The sequence below is a fragment of the Cohnella terricola genome, from assembly GCF_007786475.1.
GTDB lineage: Bacteria > Bacillota > Bacilli > Paenibacillales > Paenibacillaceae > Cohnella > Cohnella terricola.
Window position 1 is genome coordinate 246396 of sequence record NZ_VNJJ01000004.1, and the last position, 15940, is coordinate 262335.

At 49.3% G+C, this 15940-nt stretch carries 16 protein-coding genes; 4 read left to right on the top strand and 12 right to left on the bottom strand.

Features of this window, described 5'->3' with window-relative positions:
- Positions 1-118: 118 nt before the first annotated feature.
- The 8 genes from FPZ45_RS09085 to FPZ45_RS09120 form a co-directional block, all read right to left on the bottom strand.
- The gene (locus FPZ45_RS09085) at positions 119-334 is read right to left on the bottom strand and encodes a hypothetical protein (protein WP_144700477.1); all 216 of its coding nucleotides are present in this window, start codon (positions 332-334) and stop codon (positions 119-121) included.
- Between the two features lie 162 nt (positions 335-496).
- Positions 497-1678 (bottom strand): sugar ABC transporter permease, encoded by a 1182-nt coding sequence (locus FPZ45_RS09090; protein ID WP_144700480.1) that lies wholly within the window; start codon positions 1676-1678, stop codon positions 497-499.
- The gene (locus FPZ45_RS09095) at positions 1675-3195 is read right to left on the bottom strand and encodes a xylose ABC transporter ATP-binding protein (protein ID WP_144700482.1); all 1521 of its coding nucleotides are present in this window, start codon (positions 3193-3195) and stop codon (positions 1675-1677) included. The genes FPZ45_RS09090 and FPZ45_RS09095 overlap by 4 nt, the downstream gene beginning before the upstream one ends.
- Before the next feature lie 80 nt (positions 3196-3275).
- A complete protein-coding gene (gene xylF / locus FPZ45_RS09100; protein WP_186438307.1) occupies positions 3276-4361 on the bottom strand; it encodes a D-xylose ABC transporter substrate-binding protein in 1086 nt (361 codons plus the stop codon).
- A 112-nt stretch (positions 4362-4473) separates the two neighbouring features.
- Complete coding sequence (locus tag FPZ45_RS09105; RefSeq protein WP_186438308.1) at positions 4474-6180, bottom strand: methyl-accepting chemotaxis protein; 1707 nt, start codon at positions 6178-6180, stop codon at positions 4474-4476.
- A 107-nt stretch (positions 6181-6287) separates the two neighbouring features.
- A complete protein-coding gene (locus tag FPZ45_RS09110; RefSeq protein WP_144700486.1) occupies positions 6288-7832 on the bottom strand; it encodes a response regulator in 1545 nt (514 codons plus the stop codon).
- Positions 7810-9282, bottom strand: coding sequence for a sensor histidine kinase (locus FPZ45_RS09115; protein ID WP_144700488.1), 1473 nt, complete (start codon positions 9280-9282; stop codon positions 7810-7812). The genes FPZ45_RS09110 and FPZ45_RS09115 overlap by 23 nt, the downstream gene beginning before the upstream one ends.
- Positions 9279-10253: a substrate-binding domain-containing protein gene (locus FPZ45_RS09120; RefSeq protein ID WP_144700490.1), complete on the bottom strand. Its 975-nt coding sequence runs from the start codon at positions 10251-10253 to the stop codon at positions 9279-9281. The genes FPZ45_RS09115 and FPZ45_RS09120 overlap by 4 nt, the downstream gene beginning before the upstream one ends.
- 163 nt (positions 10254-10416) lie before the next feature.
- Here FPZ45_RS09120 and FPZ45_RS09125 point away from each other — a divergent pair, with 163 nt between their 5' ends.
- The 4 genes from FPZ45_RS09125 to FPZ45_RS09140 are packed head-to-tail and all read left to right on the top strand — an operon-like array spanning position 10417 to position 12087.
- Positions 10417-11064 carry a hypothetical protein gene (locus FPZ45_RS09125; protein WP_144700492.1) on the top strand — a complete coding sequence of 216 codons (648 nt, stop codon included), beginning with the start codon at positions 10417-10419 and terminating at the stop codon, positions 11062-11064.
- Positions 11048-11581, top strand: a complete 534-nt coding sequence (locus FPZ45_RS09130) for an accessory gene regulator B family protein (RefSeq protein ID WP_144700494.1) — start codon at positions 11048-11050, stop codon at positions 11579-11581. The genes FPZ45_RS09125 and FPZ45_RS09130 overlap by 17 nt, the downstream gene beginning before the upstream one ends.
- Positions 11578-11706 (top strand): cyclic lactone autoinducer peptide, encoded by a 129-nt coding sequence (locus tag FPZ45_RS09135; RefSeq protein ID WP_144700496.1) that lies wholly within the window; start codon positions 11578-11580, stop codon positions 11704-11706. Before FPZ45_RS09130 ends, FPZ45_RS09135 begins: the two co-directional genes overlap by 4 nt.
- 9 nt (positions 11707-11715) lie before the next feature.
- Entirely contained in the window at positions 11716-12087 is a 372-nt protein-coding gene (locus tag FPZ45_RS09140; protein WP_144700498.1) for a hypothetical protein, read from the top strand.
- Between the two features lie 27 nt (positions 12088-12114).
- Here the strand turns inward: FPZ45_RS09140 and FPZ45_RS09145 are convergent, their stop codons facing one another.
- The 4 genes from FPZ45_RS09145 to FPZ45_RS09160 all read right to left on the bottom strand — a co-directional run bounded on the left by FPZ45_RS09145 (position 12115) and on the right by FPZ45_RS09160 (position 15940).
- Complete coding sequence (locus FPZ45_RS09145) at positions 12115-13413, bottom strand: outer membrane protein assembly factor BamB family protein (RefSeq protein WP_246120397.1); 1299 nt, start codon at positions 13411-13413, stop codon at positions 12115-12117.
- Positions 13414-14056: 643 nt separating this feature from the next.
- Positions 14057-14518 (bottom strand): DUF420 domain-containing protein, encoded by a 462-nt coding sequence (locus tag FPZ45_RS09150; RefSeq protein WP_144700502.1) that lies wholly within the window; start codon positions 14516-14518, stop codon positions 14057-14059.
- Between the two features lie 113 nt (positions 14519-14631).
- A complete protein-coding gene (gene ctaG, locus FPZ45_RS09155; protein ID WP_144700504.1) occupies positions 14632-15534 on the bottom strand; it encodes a cytochrome c oxidase assembly factor CtaG in 903 nt (300 codons plus the stop codon).
- 82 nt (positions 15535-15616) lie between these two features.
- Positions 15617-15940, bottom strand: a complete 324-nt coding sequence (locus tag FPZ45_RS09160) for a cytochrome C oxidase subunit IV family protein (RefSeq protein ID WP_144700506.1) — start codon at positions 15938-15940, stop codon at positions 15617-15619.

A 15940-nucleotide genomic window follows, 5' to 3' on the forward strand; every position in this document is an offset into this window, starting at 1 on the left:
CCGCGCTGACCGGTGTCCCGGCGCAACTTCTCATCTTATCTATATTAGACGAGTGCCGGGATCATGCCTGGGTTTGTCCGCAAGTCCGTAGCCCTCTCTGAATACAACAAAAAACCGTTTATTTCGTAACCGGCGGCTGCTGCCCCACTTTACGAATAAACGGTTTTTTTGTATACCTAACAATAGCCTCATTCATGGGAACTGTTACGGTCTCGCAGACCGTTACAGCCATCAAAACCTCATCCATGAGTACTGTTACGGTCTCGCAGACCGTTACAGGCCTCGAAAACTCGTCCACCAACTCTGTTACGGTCCCGCAGACCGTTACAGCCATCAAAACCTCATCCATGAGCACTGTACCGGTCCCGCAGACCGTTACAGACCCCGAAAACTATTCCACCGACTCTGTTACGGTCCCGCAGACCGTTACAGACCCCGAAAACTATTCCACCAACTCTGTAACGGTCCCGCAGACCGTTACAGCTCCCACAACAAATTAAGCCTGCTTCTTTCTCTGCCTGCTGTAAATATCCACGTACACCGCTAGAATAAGAATCGCGCCTTTGACGATATACTGCCAGAACGATTCCATGTTCATCAAGCTCATGCCGTTGTCGAGGCTGGCCATGACGAGCGCTCCGATTACCGCACCGATAATCGTACCCGAGCCGCCCATCAGGCTTGTGCCGCCGATGACGCAAGCGGCGATCGCGTCCAGCTCGGCGTTCTGTCCCGAGCTCATCGTGGCCGCGTTCAGGCGTGCAGTTAATACGAGGGCCGCAATGGCTGCAAGTGTATTGGAGAGCACGAATACGGTCAGCACGCGGCGTTTGATATTGATCCCCGACAGTCTGGCTGCCTCCGGATTACCCCCGATCGCATACACTTGCCGGCCGAACGTCGTGTTCTTCGCGATAAAGGTAAAGACGAACGCGAGCACGACGACCATAATGAACGGAACCGGAATTCCTTTATAGCTGTTCATCAAATAAACGAAACCGAGAATAAGGATTCCCATCACGGTGATGCGCAGAAAGCTCACGGCAAGCGGTTCTACAGGAAAACCGTAACGAGCTCTGGCATTCCGTTTTCTAATCGCGAGATAAGCGGCGAACGCCAGCGCCACAATGCCGATAATCCAACCAATCAGATCCGCGATATAGGCTTGGCCTACCGTCTTGAGCGAAGGGGACAGCGGAGCGATCGTGACGCTTCCCGAAGTGCCGAACAAGATTCCTCTAAACATCAACATGCCGCCTAGCGTAACGATAAATGCCGGAACGGCCCTATAGGCGATGATCCATCCTTGAACGAAACCGATCGCCGCTCCGATCGCAACCGTCGCCAGAATGACGGGAACCGTTGGCCAATCGTACCATACATTCAACATCGCCGCGATTCCGCCCGTCAATCCGACCAACGAGCCAACGGACAAATCGATATGGCCGGCTACGATAACAAGCACCATGCCGATCGCCATAATCGCCGTCGCCGACATTTGGAGGAACAGATTGGACAGGTTCGTCGCGGACAAGAACCGTTCGTGCAGCAATGAAAATAAGACCCAGATGGAAAATAACGCCGCAATCATCGTATAAGCTCTTACATCAATTTTGAACCAGTTGAATTTAGGCTCGCGATTCCCTTTATCTAATGCCAAGTCGCTGTTTGCGCTCATTTGTCGCTTCCTCCCGTAGCCGCTGTCATAATCAATTCTTGCGTCGCTTCTTCCGCCTTGAACTCTGCCATCCGTTTGCCTTCGGCAATCACCATGATCCGATGGCTCATGCCAAGCAACTCGGGAAGCTCGGAGGATACCATAATGATGGATACGCCTTGGCGAATCAGCTCATTCATAATGCCGTAGATTTCGAATTTGGCTCCGACGTCGATCCCCCGGGTCGGTTCGTCCAGAATCAGGATTTTGGGGGCAGTCATCAGCCACTTCCCAAGGACGACCTTCTGTTGATTGCCGCCGCTCAGCGTCCCGGTTATCGTTTCCACCGAATTGGCCTTGATCTTCAATGACTGGATATATTCGTTGCCGCTTGCGATTTCTTGGTTATGGTTAATGACTCCGCCGGCCGATATCGACTTCAGGCTGGCCATGGTCACGTTGCTTTTAATGTCCATGCCGAGCACAAGCCCGTATTTCTTGCGATCCTCGGATACGAGTGCAAGTCCTTCCCGGATCGCTTGCCGCGTATTGTTGATCTTAACCGGTTTCCCTTCGATCTCTACGGAACCCGTTCGGGCACCCGAATACGATCCGAACAAGCTCATGACAAGCTCCGTCCGGCCCGCGCCCATCAATCCGGCAATCCCGAATATTTCGCCTTTCCTGACCTCGAAAGAAATATCGTCTACCACTTTTTTGCCTGGGATGTCGGGGTTCATTACCGTGTAATTGGTCACCTTCAATACGACTTCGCCCGGATTTGATTCGACTCTGGGAAACCGCTCTTTCAGCTCCCGGCCCACCATCAAGGAAATAACCTGATCTTCCGTAATGTCCGGCGTCGCGAAAGTTCCAACCGTCATTCCGTCGCGCAATACGGTAATCGAATCCGCGATGGCGAACACTTCGTTTAATTTGTGCGAAATATAAATACAGGTCACGCCGCGTTTCTTGAACTCTTGCAATATCCCAAGCAGGATTTCGACCTCTTGCTCTGTCAATGCGGCCGTCGGTTCGTCCAAGATCAATATGTTCGCGTTCTTGGATAACGCTTTGGCGATCTCCACCTGTTGCTGTTTCCCGATTCCGAGCGATCCCGTGGGCAGCTCCGGACTAGCGTTCAGGCCGACTTCGTGAAGCCATTTCTCGCTTTCCTTGTATACTTGCTCCCAATTAATGATTCCGAACTTCGCGGGTTCCTTGCCCAGAAATAAGTTTTCGCCGATCGACAGATCTTTGGCGAGCGCCAACTCCTGATAGATAATGGCGATGCCCGCTTCTTCCGCCTCTTTGATTTTATGAAAATGCCGCTCGACGCCGTTAATCAGGATTTGACCTTCGTACGTTCCGCTCGGATATAGACCGCTAAGCACCTTCATCAAGGTCGACTTGCCCGCGCCGTTCTCGCCGCACAACGCATGGACCTCACCCTGCTTGACCTGAATCGTCACGTTATTGAGCGCTTTGACGCCCGGGAATTCTTTCGTGATGTTCCTCATCTCTAACGCAATGGTCATCGGTTTCCTCACCTCGCGACGGAGAAAGGGAAAGCGAGCAAAATGTGTATTTTACCGCTTTCCCTGCTCCTTGGAATCAGTTATTTTTTGTTTTTGTAGACGTCATCTTTGGAGTGGAATCCGTCGGCGATTACCGTAGAATCGATATTCGATTTATCAACGGAGATAGGATCCAGCAAGATAGAAGGAACGTCGATCTTGCCGTTGTTTACCGTTTTGTCCGCACTTACGTCTTCGCCTTTGGCCATCTTGACGGCAAGCTCGGCTGCTTTCTCGGCGATTGCCTTGATCGGCTTATAAACTGTCATCGTCTGCGTGCCTTCAACGATCCGTTGCGCTGCAGCTAATTCGGCATCTTGTCCGGATACCGGAATTTTGCCAGCCAGCCCTTGCGCAGCAAGAGCCTGAATAGCGCCGCCTGCCGTACCGTCGTTAGCCGCAACAACCGCATCAATCTTGTTGTTGTTGGCTGTCAATGCGTTTTCCATGTTCGCCAGCGCGTTAGCCGGGTTCCAGTCCTTCGTGAACTGGTCGTAAACAACCTCGATATCGCCTTTATCGATCAGCGGCTGCAGCACGTTAAACGCGCCTTTTTTGAACAAGTGAGCGTTATTGTCTGTCTCCGAACCGCCGATGTATACGTATTTTCCTTTCGGAGCCAGCTTCACGATCGCTGTCGCTTGCATTTCACCGACTCTTTCGTTATCGAAAGAAACGTATAGATCGAGATCGGAATTCTTGATCAAGCGGTCGTATGCAAGCACCTTGATGCCTGCCGCATGCGCTTTTTCCACGATCGCGGCAGTCGCTTCGGCATTATGCGGAACGACGACAAGAATGTCCACGCCTTGGCTGATCAAGCTTTCCGCTTGCGCGATTTGTTTTGCGTCGTCGCTGTTGGCTGCCTGAACTTGAACTTCCGCACCGAGAGCTTCGGCAGCGGCTTTGAACAAATCCCGGTCCTTCTGCCAGCGTTCTTCCTGAAGCGTATCCAGCGAGAAGCCGATTTTGATCTTGCCATCGGATTTGCCCGATGCTGCTTTCGCCGGGCTAGAGTTCCCATTCGAGGAAGAATTCGAGTTATTGTTTTTGTTACACGCAGAAACTACCAGTACCAATGCCAGAATGAGTAACACAACCCCGCTCTTTGTCCAGCTCTTTTTCAATTTACTTCTCTCCTTTTTCGGAAATGTAAATGCTTACATTCAGAATTTACCATACAACCGCCTGCCGTTTATGAGCCGGATTCTGTATTCTTTTGCCATCGCCTGTATTTTTTTAAACGGTGCCTCCCGTAACATGAAATTTCTCCACCAGCTTTTTGAGCTGATCCGATTGCTTCGATAACTCTTTCGTAAACGATTCTATGTCATTCGTATTCCCTAGCTGATCTTGAATAGAAGCGGAAATTTGCTGGCTGGACGCCGCTTGCTCGGCCGACAAACCGCCGATTTGCTCGAACACATCGGCAATTTGCTCCGCCGAGGAGAGCATTTCGTGGGCTCCCCCCTTCGTGAGAGCTCCATTCTCCATCACCCTGCCGTTCGTCTCCTTGATTCCTTGAAACGTATCCGTAAGATGTCGAATTTGCCTGCTGCCTTCGCGAATATTAAGCGTATTTTGTTGGAATTGGCCGGACAACGCATTTACTTCGTCCTGCACGCCGTCCAGCAAGCCGATGATGCTTTGGGCCGATTCTTTCGTCACTTGGGCCAGCTTCCGCACTTCGTCGGCGATGACTCCGAAGCCTTTTCCTTGCGCTCCGGCTCTCGCGGCTTCGATTCCCGCATTCAGAGACAAAATGTTGGTCTGTTCGGAGATCGTATTAATGAAACGGTTCACTTGACCAACCCGATCGAGCATCGATTGAAAATGGGCAAGGGAGCGGTTGGCGGCATCGTTCTGCTCTGTAATGACACGCATTTGCCCCAGCAGCGCAACCATCTGCTCGTTCCCTTCATCCGTATTCTCCTGGGCATCCTTTGCTAATTCATAGGTCTCTTGCGCCTTGTCCGCCATCTCGCCTAACGTAGACAAGTACGTTTGCAGCAACTGCCGGGCCGATAACGTCATCTCGGCTTGCTCCGTCGACATCTCGCTAAGCCCGGCTATCGCCAGGGAGATCTCTTCGGTCGAATGGGTAAGCTGGCTGCAGTTATCTTCTATTCGCATGGAGGAAACGGCCACCTCCATCGTTGAACCCCGAATGTGCAGGACCATTCCCTCCACCGTTTCTAATACTTGGTTCATGTTGCGGGCCATGATTTCGATCTCGTCTCCCGATTGAATCGAAATCCGTTGGGTAAGATCTCCTTGCGATCCGGCCAAGTTCTCTAAAATCTTATTGATGGTGCGAATGGGAAATAGAATCGAACGGACGGTCCATAAGGATAAACCGATTCCCAGAAGCACGATGATCCCCATAGCCACCAAGATGATCTGATATTGCCGATCGTATTGCTTCTGATTCAATTGCCCTGCCTCGTTCGCTTCCGCTTCGCTGATCGCGATTAATTCGTTCAAGCCTTGATCGATATCCTCGAACAGTCTGGCTGCGACGCCTTCGTATAGAAGCGTGGCCCCTTTGACGTTCCCCGACTTCGCTTGCTCGACGATCTGACTGTCATTGCTTTCGGCCCCCTCGTAATCCACGAAAAACCGGGATGCCGCATCTTTTCCTCTGGCCGAAATCGATTGAGCCAAGTATTCCTCAACCAACGACTTCAATGTTATTTTCCTCTGGGCGATCTCCTCTTCCAGACTTGTATTCTTGATGTCGAGAATGAGTTTCCCTTGAAGCTGGTAGATCCGGTTGGCCTCCGTCTTGATTTGATACGCCTTGGATACATCAGGCATCCAATTGTCGATGATCTTTTTCGTCGTTACGTTAATGTTCCCCATCGTCGTTAACGAGAAAACTCCAAGACCTAATATAAACAAACATAAAACACCGAAACCCAGCATCAATCTTGTAGAAACTTTCATCGCTCTTTCCCCCTGCCGCTTATATGAAAGCCCTTTCAAAATCAAGGAGATTATAGCACATGATGGAACAAAAAGAGGCAGAATCATCTGTCTCTTTTTGTCTTAATCTATATTTTTTTGCTAAGCATCGTTTTGCGATAGTCCGTAGGGGCGACCCCGCAGCTTCTTTTGAATACTTTGCTGAAATAATTCGGATCGTTGTAGCCGACTTCGAAGGAAATTTCCTTGAGCGACAGCTCGGGATTCCCCATTAGCGACTTCGCCTTCTGAATGCGGCACTCCGTTAGAAAATCGATATAATTGATTCCTAATTGCTCCTTGAATACTTTGCTGATGTAAAAGGGGCTTAAGTTCACTTCCTTCGATATCGTCTCGAGCGAAATATCCTCTTGGGAATGAGAAACGATAAATTGCTTGATCCGCTGAACGACATCCGGCTCCAACCTCATCTGATGCGCTTCGATCGCCGCGAATTGCTTGTTCAACAACCCTTCCAGTTCCGACTGCAACTGCCGGAAATCCTGCGATTGGAACGATAGCAACGGTTTCTCGCTCTCGATCCCAAGCTCCAGAATCGCTCTGGAGACGATCCAGAGCGCCTCGATTCCCCGCTGCTGCGCCTCCATGATGCCGGCGCCCATTTTCTCGTAATAGCGAATAAGCTCCATGACGGATTCCCGGACTTGGTCCCACCTGCTTAATCGGATTTGTTCGAGGAACAGTTTCTCTAGCTGCGTCTCGGAATATTTGCTCCTTCCGTCGATGAGCGCCGGGAAATCCGCGTAGAACCGGTATTTGGACGGGGGTGAAGTATCGGCGGAAGTAATTAACGCCTCCTGATAAGACTGCCGAATATGGCTCAAAGACTCGTAAGGGTTGCCGATTCCTACGAAGCATACGGTTCCGGCGGCTTTGCCCTGCAGCATGATAATTTGCTGGACGAATGATGAAGCTTGAGAACGATAGGACGTCCCGTTCTCCCGAAATACGATCAGCGGAATCTGATTTCCCGACATCGCTCCGACCCAACCGTTCTTAAGCTCCCTCATCTTTGCTTTAAGCGCTGCATAAAAGACGTCGTGCGCCGCCGTTTTCCCCAGCACGATCAGCATCGCGTACACTTCTTTAGTCGTATCCCCGCCTAGCATCCCCAGCATTTCGTCGAGGTGAACTTCGTGGACGTGATCGAACAGAAGCTGTGTAACGACGTCCGCCTCTACGACCGGCATCATTCTTTGCAGCGTCTCTCTCTCTTGATTTCTCTCGCGCATTTCGCTCGTTTCGTTCTCGATTCGTTTCATCACTTTGCCGACCGTCTCGACGATCTCGCTCGCTTTGCTCGGCTTGAGCAAATAATCCACAACCCCGAGCTTAAGCGCCTTTCTCGCGAAATCGAACGTATCATAAGCGGTCACCATAATGAATTTGATGGCCGGATAGGTGACGGCGATCTTCTCGACCGCCTCAAGTCCGTTCATTCCGGGCATCTTGATATCCATCAGAACGAGGTCCGGCTTCTCCTTATGGACCGCCTGTATCGCCTTTGCTCCATTCTTCGCTTGCAGAATCGTAAGTTCGGGAAACCCGCTTCCGATAATCGCCTCGAGCCCCTCTCTCTCCAACTGTTCGTCATCCACGATGAGCAGCTTCATGTCCCGTTTCACTTCTCCTTTCTACCGGAAGTTGCAAGATGACCTTCGTTCCCTGCCCCGCCGCGCTAATGATTCGAATGACGTCATCGTTGCCGTAAAACAGCCTCAATCTGCGGACGACGTTGCTGAACCCGATTCCCGTGGAATGGCCCTGATCTTGGGGCTGCTCCGAATCTTCCTCAAGAATCCGTTTGACTTTGTCGTCGGAGATTCCGCTCCCGTTATCTTCGATCTCCACCTGGACGTAATCGCCGTGCTTGAGCGCGCGAAATACGATCACCCCCCCGTCCTCCATCGGCTCCACCGCATGGATGACCGCATTCTCAATTAACGGCTGAAGCGCCAAGCTGGGAATAGGAATCGTCAGGCAGCTCTCGTCCACTTCCAAATCGAATTTCATTCGGTCGGCGAACCTCGTCTTCTGGATTTCCACGTACTGCAGCAGATTGTTCAGCTCATCCTTGAGCGTGACCGAACGATCCATATTTCTCAGGTTGTATCGAAGTAAACTGGCTACGTTCACGATAAGATCGCTCGTCTCGAGGGCGCCTTCTAAATATGCCTTCTTCGACAGCGTATCCAGCGTATTGAATAGAAAATGAGGATTGATCTGGCTTTGGAGGCTCCTCAGCTGGCTTTCTTTCAAGAGCAATCGACTCTCCTGCAGCTCGCTCTCCAATTGAGCTTTATGTTGAATCTCCGAAATGAGGTTGTTGATGCTGCTCCGCATCCTGTCGAACGTCCTGGCAAGGAACGAAATTTCGTCGTTCGTTACCACTTCGATCTTGCGATCGAACCGGCCCTTGGACAGCTCTCTCGCCGCGAACGTCAGCTTCTGGATTGGACGGGTAATACTCAAGGAAAACCAATAAGCGAATAGCACCAGAACGATAGAAATGAATCCGACAATTACGAATCCCATCTTCTTAAGCTGCGCGGATTGCTGGATGATGCCACGGTAGAAGGTGTCGTACGTCTTTAACTCTTTATCTATGAGCGACAGCGTCATCTCGGATATGTACTTGGAAATGCGGGTCGCTTCGGCAAAACGGGTCAGAGACATTTCGTTGTTCTTCTGACGCTGAGAATTGATCGAAAGATCGGTCGAACCCACGAGGCTGTCGATCATGTTCATGTAATTGGTCAGCGTAAACACGTTATGCTCGTTCCTGAGCTCGGCCATTCTTTGCTTGGATTCAAGCAGCTTCAACTTGCTGTCGTTCAAGGCATGAAGCTTCATCGGCGTCGGGTCTTGCAAATAGTTGTTCAGCGCCGTTACCATGTCCTGGCTGAGGTTGGTAACCTCGTTCATGCGCAAATATCTTTGCAGAATGTCATTGTACTGCTCTTGTGTTCGCTGATTGTAGTAAGTGAGGACAACCCAGATCACTACCATGCTGAAAATGACGACGGCCGATAAGGTGAGTATTTTTTTCTGGATGCTGTTCATTTGCGTTTCTCCGCTTTGAGCACGCGAATGTCCGTATAATAACCGTCCGAGCTCAGCGGCAGTAGTTCCCCTTTAAGCCATGAGATCATGAGATCCACGCTCATTTCTCCCATCTCTTGCGGGGATTGGGAGACGATCGCGTCTATTTTCCCTTGCTTGACCAGCTTTTGCGTTTCCGGGCTGTCGTCGAAAGAGTAGATTAAGTAATTATCGACCTTCCTGCGTTTCTCGATCTCTTGAATGATGGCGCTTGCATTATTGGCCGTCGTCGTCACGAAGGCACGGACGTCCGGAATTCTGTTTAATACATTGTTCGTCGCCTTCACGACCTGTTCCCGCGAGTTGCCGGAATCGACGATATCGGTGTGAATCATGGGGTAGTTGTTTAATACTTCCAGAATACCTTTTAATCGCGCGCGTTGAAAGTCCTCCTGCCGATCCTCGGTCAGCAGGACCACCTTGCCGTTAAAGCCCATGTCGGACAGTAGCTGGCGGGCGATCATCTGCCCAGCCTCGAAATGATTCGAACCGACATATGTTTTGCGCAAGCTCTCGTTCATCGGCACATCGTTGGCTACCGTAATAACCGGAATTCCGTTCTCCGTCGCTTTATACATTGCCAATTGCTTGAACTCCGCCGTATCCAAGCCTTGCACGATAATTCCGTCGACCTTCGAAGCGATCGCGATCTCCATTTCTTTCAGAAAATCCTGTTCGTTGAGCCCATAACTGCCCCAGACTTCGATGCTCGCATGATTTCTGGCAGCCGCGGCCATGGCCCCCTCTCCAACCTTGTCCCAGAAAGGCGTATCCAATTCTTTCGTAATGAGCACTAACCGATAACCTGAGGAACTTTCAGTCTCATCCGTCGACGCTGGATTGCCGTTCTGTGCTTGAACGGCATAATAACCCAAGAAGCATAAAGCGATGAAACAGATGATCGCAATGGAGTAAATTCCTATTTTCCTCATCAGCTATGCCCCTTCATGCAATCGCTACTATCTTGATTAATTTTACACAATTTCCATTAGCCTGTCTTTTGTAAATTTCTCGTAAACAGCAATTTTCAGATATTCCAAATTATAAGAAAATTTTGTATAATCTAGTCAGATTCTACTGAAAGGAGAATAGTTGGTGGAATCCCTTATATACATAACGGTGTATACTCTTGAAGCGTTCTGTATGCTTTCGACCGGCTACATGCTATTCCGGTTCCCTTTCAAAGAGTTTTTTTGGAGGAAGTTGATTCTCTGCATCTTTTTAGCCGTCTTCTCCCATTTATTGCGAGATTTAAAGGTCGTCAATGAATTTACGATCATCGTACCATTAACCTATCTCATCTGCTTCACCTTATTTATCCACTTTGTTAGTAAAATTCGGCTTGTTTGGGCATCCGTAATCATGACCACAGGTTATGCAGCCGTAGGTATCGTTCAGATGATTGTATTAATGGTTTTTGATGCATTTGGGGTAACCATGGGATCTGTCCAGAGCAATCTTTTCTATTTATCCCTGGTGCAAATCTTTTCGGCTGTTATTTTGTTATCCTTCTCTTTCCTCTATTACTATCGTGGCGCCGGCTTTACCTATGAATTTCCTTCATGGCGACGTAAACATATCTGGCTCGTATTGTTAGTACTCATAATGCTCGCATTGATACTTCAATTTGTTTTCTTAAATAATCTTTATATGGTTATTTCCGTTGGGTTTGCTTTAATCGCTCTCCTCATTCTGAGCAGGAAAATGGAAAAGGAGGAACGTTTGCATGAATTGGAGCAGTAAGCTTGCGGACAATCTGGCAGTTAGAATTCACTCCGCAAATCCCGACCATTCAGTTAGTCTTCCCGTCCAAAAATTTGCGATCGAAACGATTATTCTCAATTCTATTATCGTTACTGTTTCCTTAGTCATAGGAAGCCTGCTCACGCAAGCATCACAAGTTTTTCTCGCGCTAATCGCTTTTCTATTGTTACGGTTCATTACGGGCGGGCGCCACTTTTCATCACCGACCGCGTGTATTGCGACGACAATAATCGCATTTAATATGATTCCTTTCATTGCACAATACGCGCAATCCACTTCCGTTATCTTTGCGCTTACACTTGGAAGTTTGCTGCTCTGTATCGTATTCGCCCCGCAAGGGAAACGATCGATCGTGAAGCAGCACCATATCATTAAGCTGGCAGGAGGGGCGATTATCACTGTAAATTTCTTCGTCATGTCGCCCGTTCTATCTATAGCATTTTTCCTGCAAGCCGCGACACTCATCCACTTTAGGAAAGGAGGGAGCAGTGCATGAGAAAATTCAGGATTTCAGCATTATTCGTTCTTTCCACGATTTTAGGATTAGTTGCATTTGTACAATCTTCGTTTGCTTGCGGTTTTGGTTTGTATGACCCCGAAATGCCTGAGGAGCTGCAATAGGAGGAGCTTATGGAGTGGATCAAGGAGCTCCCGGTTAGTCGAGACCCTAAAGGTACAACCGGCATCGTAGCGTTGCCGTTGGACTCCATCCTATATCTCCACTTCTACGAAGCGACGATTCAAGTCCACACCGCAACAGATAGGTTTTACTTCACGTTAGGGAACAATCTGAGCCTGCTCGTCGATAACCTCAACAACTCGGGATGCCATTTCGAGAAAACGGATCGCGCTCAAGTCGCGGATTATCGGCGAATCATCCGAATCGAGATAACGGAGTTTTTTCAGTACAGGGGTTACTTCGAGGGCACGAACAAGTTTGTCATATTCTCGGAAAGCAATTACAAGAAAGCTGCGAAAATGATAAAGGATCGCTCTGAATAGAGCGATCCTTTATCACGAGCGGGACGTTTATTTCGCCAAAGCGGAAGGTAAAGCGACAGCAAGCAGCCTATTCTCGGCTTGAATAATCGCCATCCCATTTTCCACCTTCGTGGCCCCGTATTGCCGGGATCCGGTTTGCAGTTTGCCTGCCGCCTTGCCGGTGGCGGCATCCGCCAAGATGAACTGGCCGTCGGTCAGCCCGATGAAGGCGCCTTGGCCGATCAAATCTAATTGGCTGACCGGATTGTTGGCGCCATTGACCGCGACCCCGTATCCTCCCTCTTTAAGACGGATTAATTTCAAATCTTTCACGAAATATAGCTGCCCCAGATAAGGTCCCGCCACCCACTTGCCATAACCCGTATAGACTTTGGGCTTCTGATTCTCCGGTTCCTGATCTAGCGAGAAAACGGACACCCTATTTCTCCCAACCTGCTGCTCGATATAAATCGAGTTCCCTTCGATTACGACCTGGGTAGCATTATATCCGGCTACGTCTTCTTCGGGAATAAACGACAAGGTCTGAACGACTTTGCCCGTCTTGGTATCTACTTTATCAATGACGGCCGCATAACCGTTATCGAGAACCGGCCAGTTATTCCTTAAGTAAAGATAACCGCCTTGTTCGTCAAGAACGTCGGAGTGAATCCCGTCGAGCTTCCAGAGCTGCCGCCCCGTCTCCGCGTCAAAGCCGAAATACGGAACCGTTGTGATTGCGCCGCTAACACTTCCGTTAATAACGACGACTCCATTATAGATGCCCTGAATTTCTCCCCAGCCGCCGTCGTCTTTCAGCTTCGCCGCCCACTTCCTCTTTCCGGTCGACTCGTCGTAAGCGGTAAGGCTGATCCCCTTATCGAAAATATATAATATACTATTGTCATACCTCAGAGAGTTTGACACGTAATCCGACGCGTCTGCGGCTTTGGTTTTCCAACTGACTGCCCCTGTCTTGCCGTTAAGCTTAATTAGGTATCCCTGCGGATTCACGAAAAAGAGGTTTCCCCCGCCCGCTAACAAGGGAGTCGAATGATAGCTGTTATAAGTCCATCTTGCTTTGCCCGTCGTCACATCGGCGGCAATGATCTTTTCCTTGAAGGAGTAATAAACTTTGCCATCCGCCATCGCGATATTCGAGGAGCCCCCGTCCGCGTTATCCATCTGAGCCTGCCATTTAGGCTTGAGCACGGCCGTCTTGTCCGATGCGTTATCACCGTAATGACCGGTATATGAGGTTTTCGCGGCTGCCGCTGCCTCCCCATTAGCCGTTGGCATAACCGGGACGAGCAAGATTAGCGTAAGCGCCAGACCTGCTACTTGCTTCATGGTTCTCAAGATATTCCCTCCATTCGCTTTTCCGATGAAACCTATCGGCTTCTCGTCATCGGCTCTTTGCACCTATTTAGACGAATCTGAATGGATAAAGTTTCTAGCCCCACCAAGTCCGTCGATCACTAATAGCACGCGCCACTCACCCAATCTACTCTAACGGACACAGACGCAGCTATTTAGGTACTATCGCTCATTTTCGGCGGTGTTGGGAGAAATGAAGTGCTGTGGCGACAGCCAGGTCTAACGTGATTGGTCATGATTTTTTAAGAATAATTGGTGGATCGCCCCGTCTAAGTACTAATGTGTATTAAATTTCATATATAATTCCGGGCTTTATCCCCGTTTGTCCATTTCTGTATGAAATTTCATATATAATTTTCAATTTAACTTAGTATAGTGACATTTCTGTATGAATTTTCATATATAATATTCACTTTCGCCTCCATCACATCTATTTCTGTATGAAATTTCAAATACAATCGGTGAAAACGACGTGTGAGTGGCCCTAAATGTATGAGATTATTCGTATATCAGGGAAAATCCTTAAACAGCAAAATGTTATTTGGATGATAAACAAAAAAGGCCACCCTTCAGTCATCTTCGATGACTAAAGGCGTGGCCTCTCGCAATTCTCCTATTATCCGAATATCGCCTGGATAACCGGTTTCGTATGTCCGCCCGGATAGCACAGATAGAGCAGCACGTATACCGTAACCCCCGTTACGACCGTAGCGAACCAGATTAACGACGTCGTCCGTCCGACTTTGCGGTGTTTGGCGAAGTTTTTGCGGTAGGCAAGCGTTAGCGTCGTAATCCCGAATACGGCGGCAACCGTCGCAAGCACGATATGGAACAGCAGGAAAATCAGATATACCGTCTTTAGGCTCTCCGGTCCGTTAAACATCGTGTTGCCCACGAAGATCGTGCGCGATACGTAGATAATGAAAAACAGCGTTGCCGCGATCGCAGCCGCAACCATAACCTTCTCGTGAGCTTCCCTTTTCTTCTTGATAATAAGCCGCCATCCGATGGCGACCAATATCCCGCTGATCAGGATAAAGCTTGTGCTGACGAGCGGAAAAATATCATACCACGACATATGCATCCACCTGTTCTATCTATCGTCTCATCTTCGTTTCTTGCTATCATTGTACCCGTCCGTCGGGACGAGTTCAAACGTTTCGGCGGATCGTCACACATTGTTAATAAGTGTTACTCTGCCCCTACCGGTTCAAGAACGTTGTCCTTCTCTCGCGAACGGTCTCTGCGATACCACTGCATGAATACGGAATAGAGAGCCGCTATGTTAACCCCTTCCTGCAGCAGCTTCATAATGATACCGCCGAGCTGTTGGTCGTCAATTACGCTTAGCATATTGAAGAAAGTTGGCCCATCGAATTTCTCCAACAATTCAGCCGGATTGCCCGATACGCAGTACCCCATCGCCTGAGCCCATACTTGAGGATCATTATAGACGCCGAACAACGGTTTTCCGGCAAAGATGATCATGACGCAAGCGGGAGTCAGAAGCAAGCCGCCCATGAAAATATATCCCAGGGTAAGCAGATGGGAAATTCTTCTCCATTCCGGAATCGGACAATATACGTGCCACCACATCGCCATTGAAGTTACAAACAATAGCGCAAAATAGATTCGATGAACCGTAAAATGCGTCATAATCCAGTCATGGTTGCTTGGAATGTGATAGAGCGAGAATAACAGGATAAACGCCAGCAAGCTGACAATAGGATGCATGATATAACGGAATATAGCCGGACGCCATATTCGAGCACCGAACGCCGAACGCCATAGCCAATCTGGAATTCCATAGATAAGCATAGGCGGAACGAGTACGTAAGCGAGCGCCATGTTCGTCATATGGAACGTAAACATGAGATGTCCAAGCAGGCTAAGGGGTCCTCCCTGCGTTAAATACAGTAAGACGATCGCTAGGAAGAAAACGAGCTGACGAGAGACCGACACGGGGCTGCTGTTCGCGAAATGGTGTCTCCACGGCCCGATCACGAAAGTATACAGAACGACGATCGCCATCATGAAAATCATAAACGCCGGGCTCCACAAATCGCGAAACGAGAAATATTCCAATCCCATCATAACGGGCAACGTCCTCCCTTCATTAAAAAAGAGAGGACGGATTGTGGCCCGCCTCTCTGAAATTTAAATCCGTATGCCGGATTTACCACCATACCCAGTATAACGCCATAATGACCATTGTAATCACGACGAAGACTCCGGCAATAATGCCGATGATCGGAAACAAGTGACCGCGATCCTTCATATGCATCCAGAATGCCATCTGAATGATGACTTGAACGACCGCCATGGCAACCAGAATGATGTACGTAAAGGTTTCGTTAATTTCGCCGGCGGCTACCGCCGCGAAGGCGATGATCGTCAAAGCGAGCGACAGAATGAAACCGACGATGTGCTTCTGAGGCCCTTCGACTTTATGCCGTTTGGAGACTTCCCTGGAAGCCGCATGGTTATGGTTGCTCGACAT

Excerpts from the sequence above, each read along its gene's own strand:
- FPZ45_RS09085 (WP_144700477.1), bottom strand. The coding sequence starts at position 334 with ATGGCTGTAACGGTCTGCGGGACCGTAACAGAGTTGGTGGACGAGTTT.
- FPZ45_RS09090 (WP_144700480.1), bottom strand. The coding sequence starts at position 1,678 with ATGAGCGCAAACAGCGACTTGGCATTAGATAAAGGGAATCGCGAGCCT.
- FPZ45_RS09095 (WP_144700482.1), bottom strand. The coding sequence starts at position 3,195 with ATGACCATTGCGTTAGAGATGAGGAACATCACGAAAGAATTCCCGGGC.
- FPZ45_RS09105 (WP_186438308.1), bottom strand. The coding sequence starts at position 6,180 with ATGAAAGTTTCTACAAGATTGATGCTGGGTTTCGGTGTTTTATGTTTG.
- FPZ45_RS09110 (WP_144700486.1), bottom strand. The coding sequence starts at position 7,832 with ATGAAGCTGCTCATCGTGGATGACGAACAGTTGGAGAGAGAGGGGCTC.
- FPZ45_RS09115 (WP_144700488.1), bottom strand. The coding sequence starts at position 9,282 with ATGAACAGCATCCAGAAAAAAATACTCACCTTATCGGCCGTCGTCATT.
- FPZ45_RS09120 (WP_144700490.1), bottom strand. The coding sequence starts at position 10,253 with ATGAGGAAAATAGGAATTTACTCCATTGCGATCATCTGTTTCATCGCT.
- FPZ45_RS09130 (WP_144700494.1), top strand. The coding sequence starts at position 11,048 with ATGAATTGGAGCAGTAAGCTTGCGGACAATCTGGCAGTTAGAATTCAC.
- FPZ45_RS09135 (WP_144700496.1), top strand. The coding sequence starts at position 11,578 with ATGAGAAAATTCAGGATTTCAGCATTATTCGTTCTTTCCACGATTTTA.
- FPZ45_RS09140 (WP_144700498.1), top strand. The coding sequence starts at position 11,716 with ATGGAGTGGATCAAGGAGCTCCCGGTTAGTCGAGACCCTAAAGGTACA.
- FPZ45_RS09145 (WP_246120397.1), bottom strand. The coding sequence starts at position 13,413 with ATGAAGCAAGTAGCAGGTCTGGCGCTTACGCTAATCTTGCTCGTCCCG.
- FPZ45_RS09150 (WP_144700502.1), bottom strand. The coding sequence starts at position 14,518 with ATGTCGTGGTATGATATTTTTCCGCTCGTCAGCACAAGCTTTATCCTG.
- ctaG (WP_144700504.1), bottom strand. The coding sequence starts at position 15,534 with ATGATGGGATTGGAATATTTCTCGTTTCGCGATTTGTGGAGCCCGGCG.
- FPZ45_RS09160 (WP_144700506.1), bottom strand. The coding sequence starts at position 15,940 with ATGTCGAGCAACCATAACCATGCGGCTTCCAGGGAAGTCTCCAAACGG.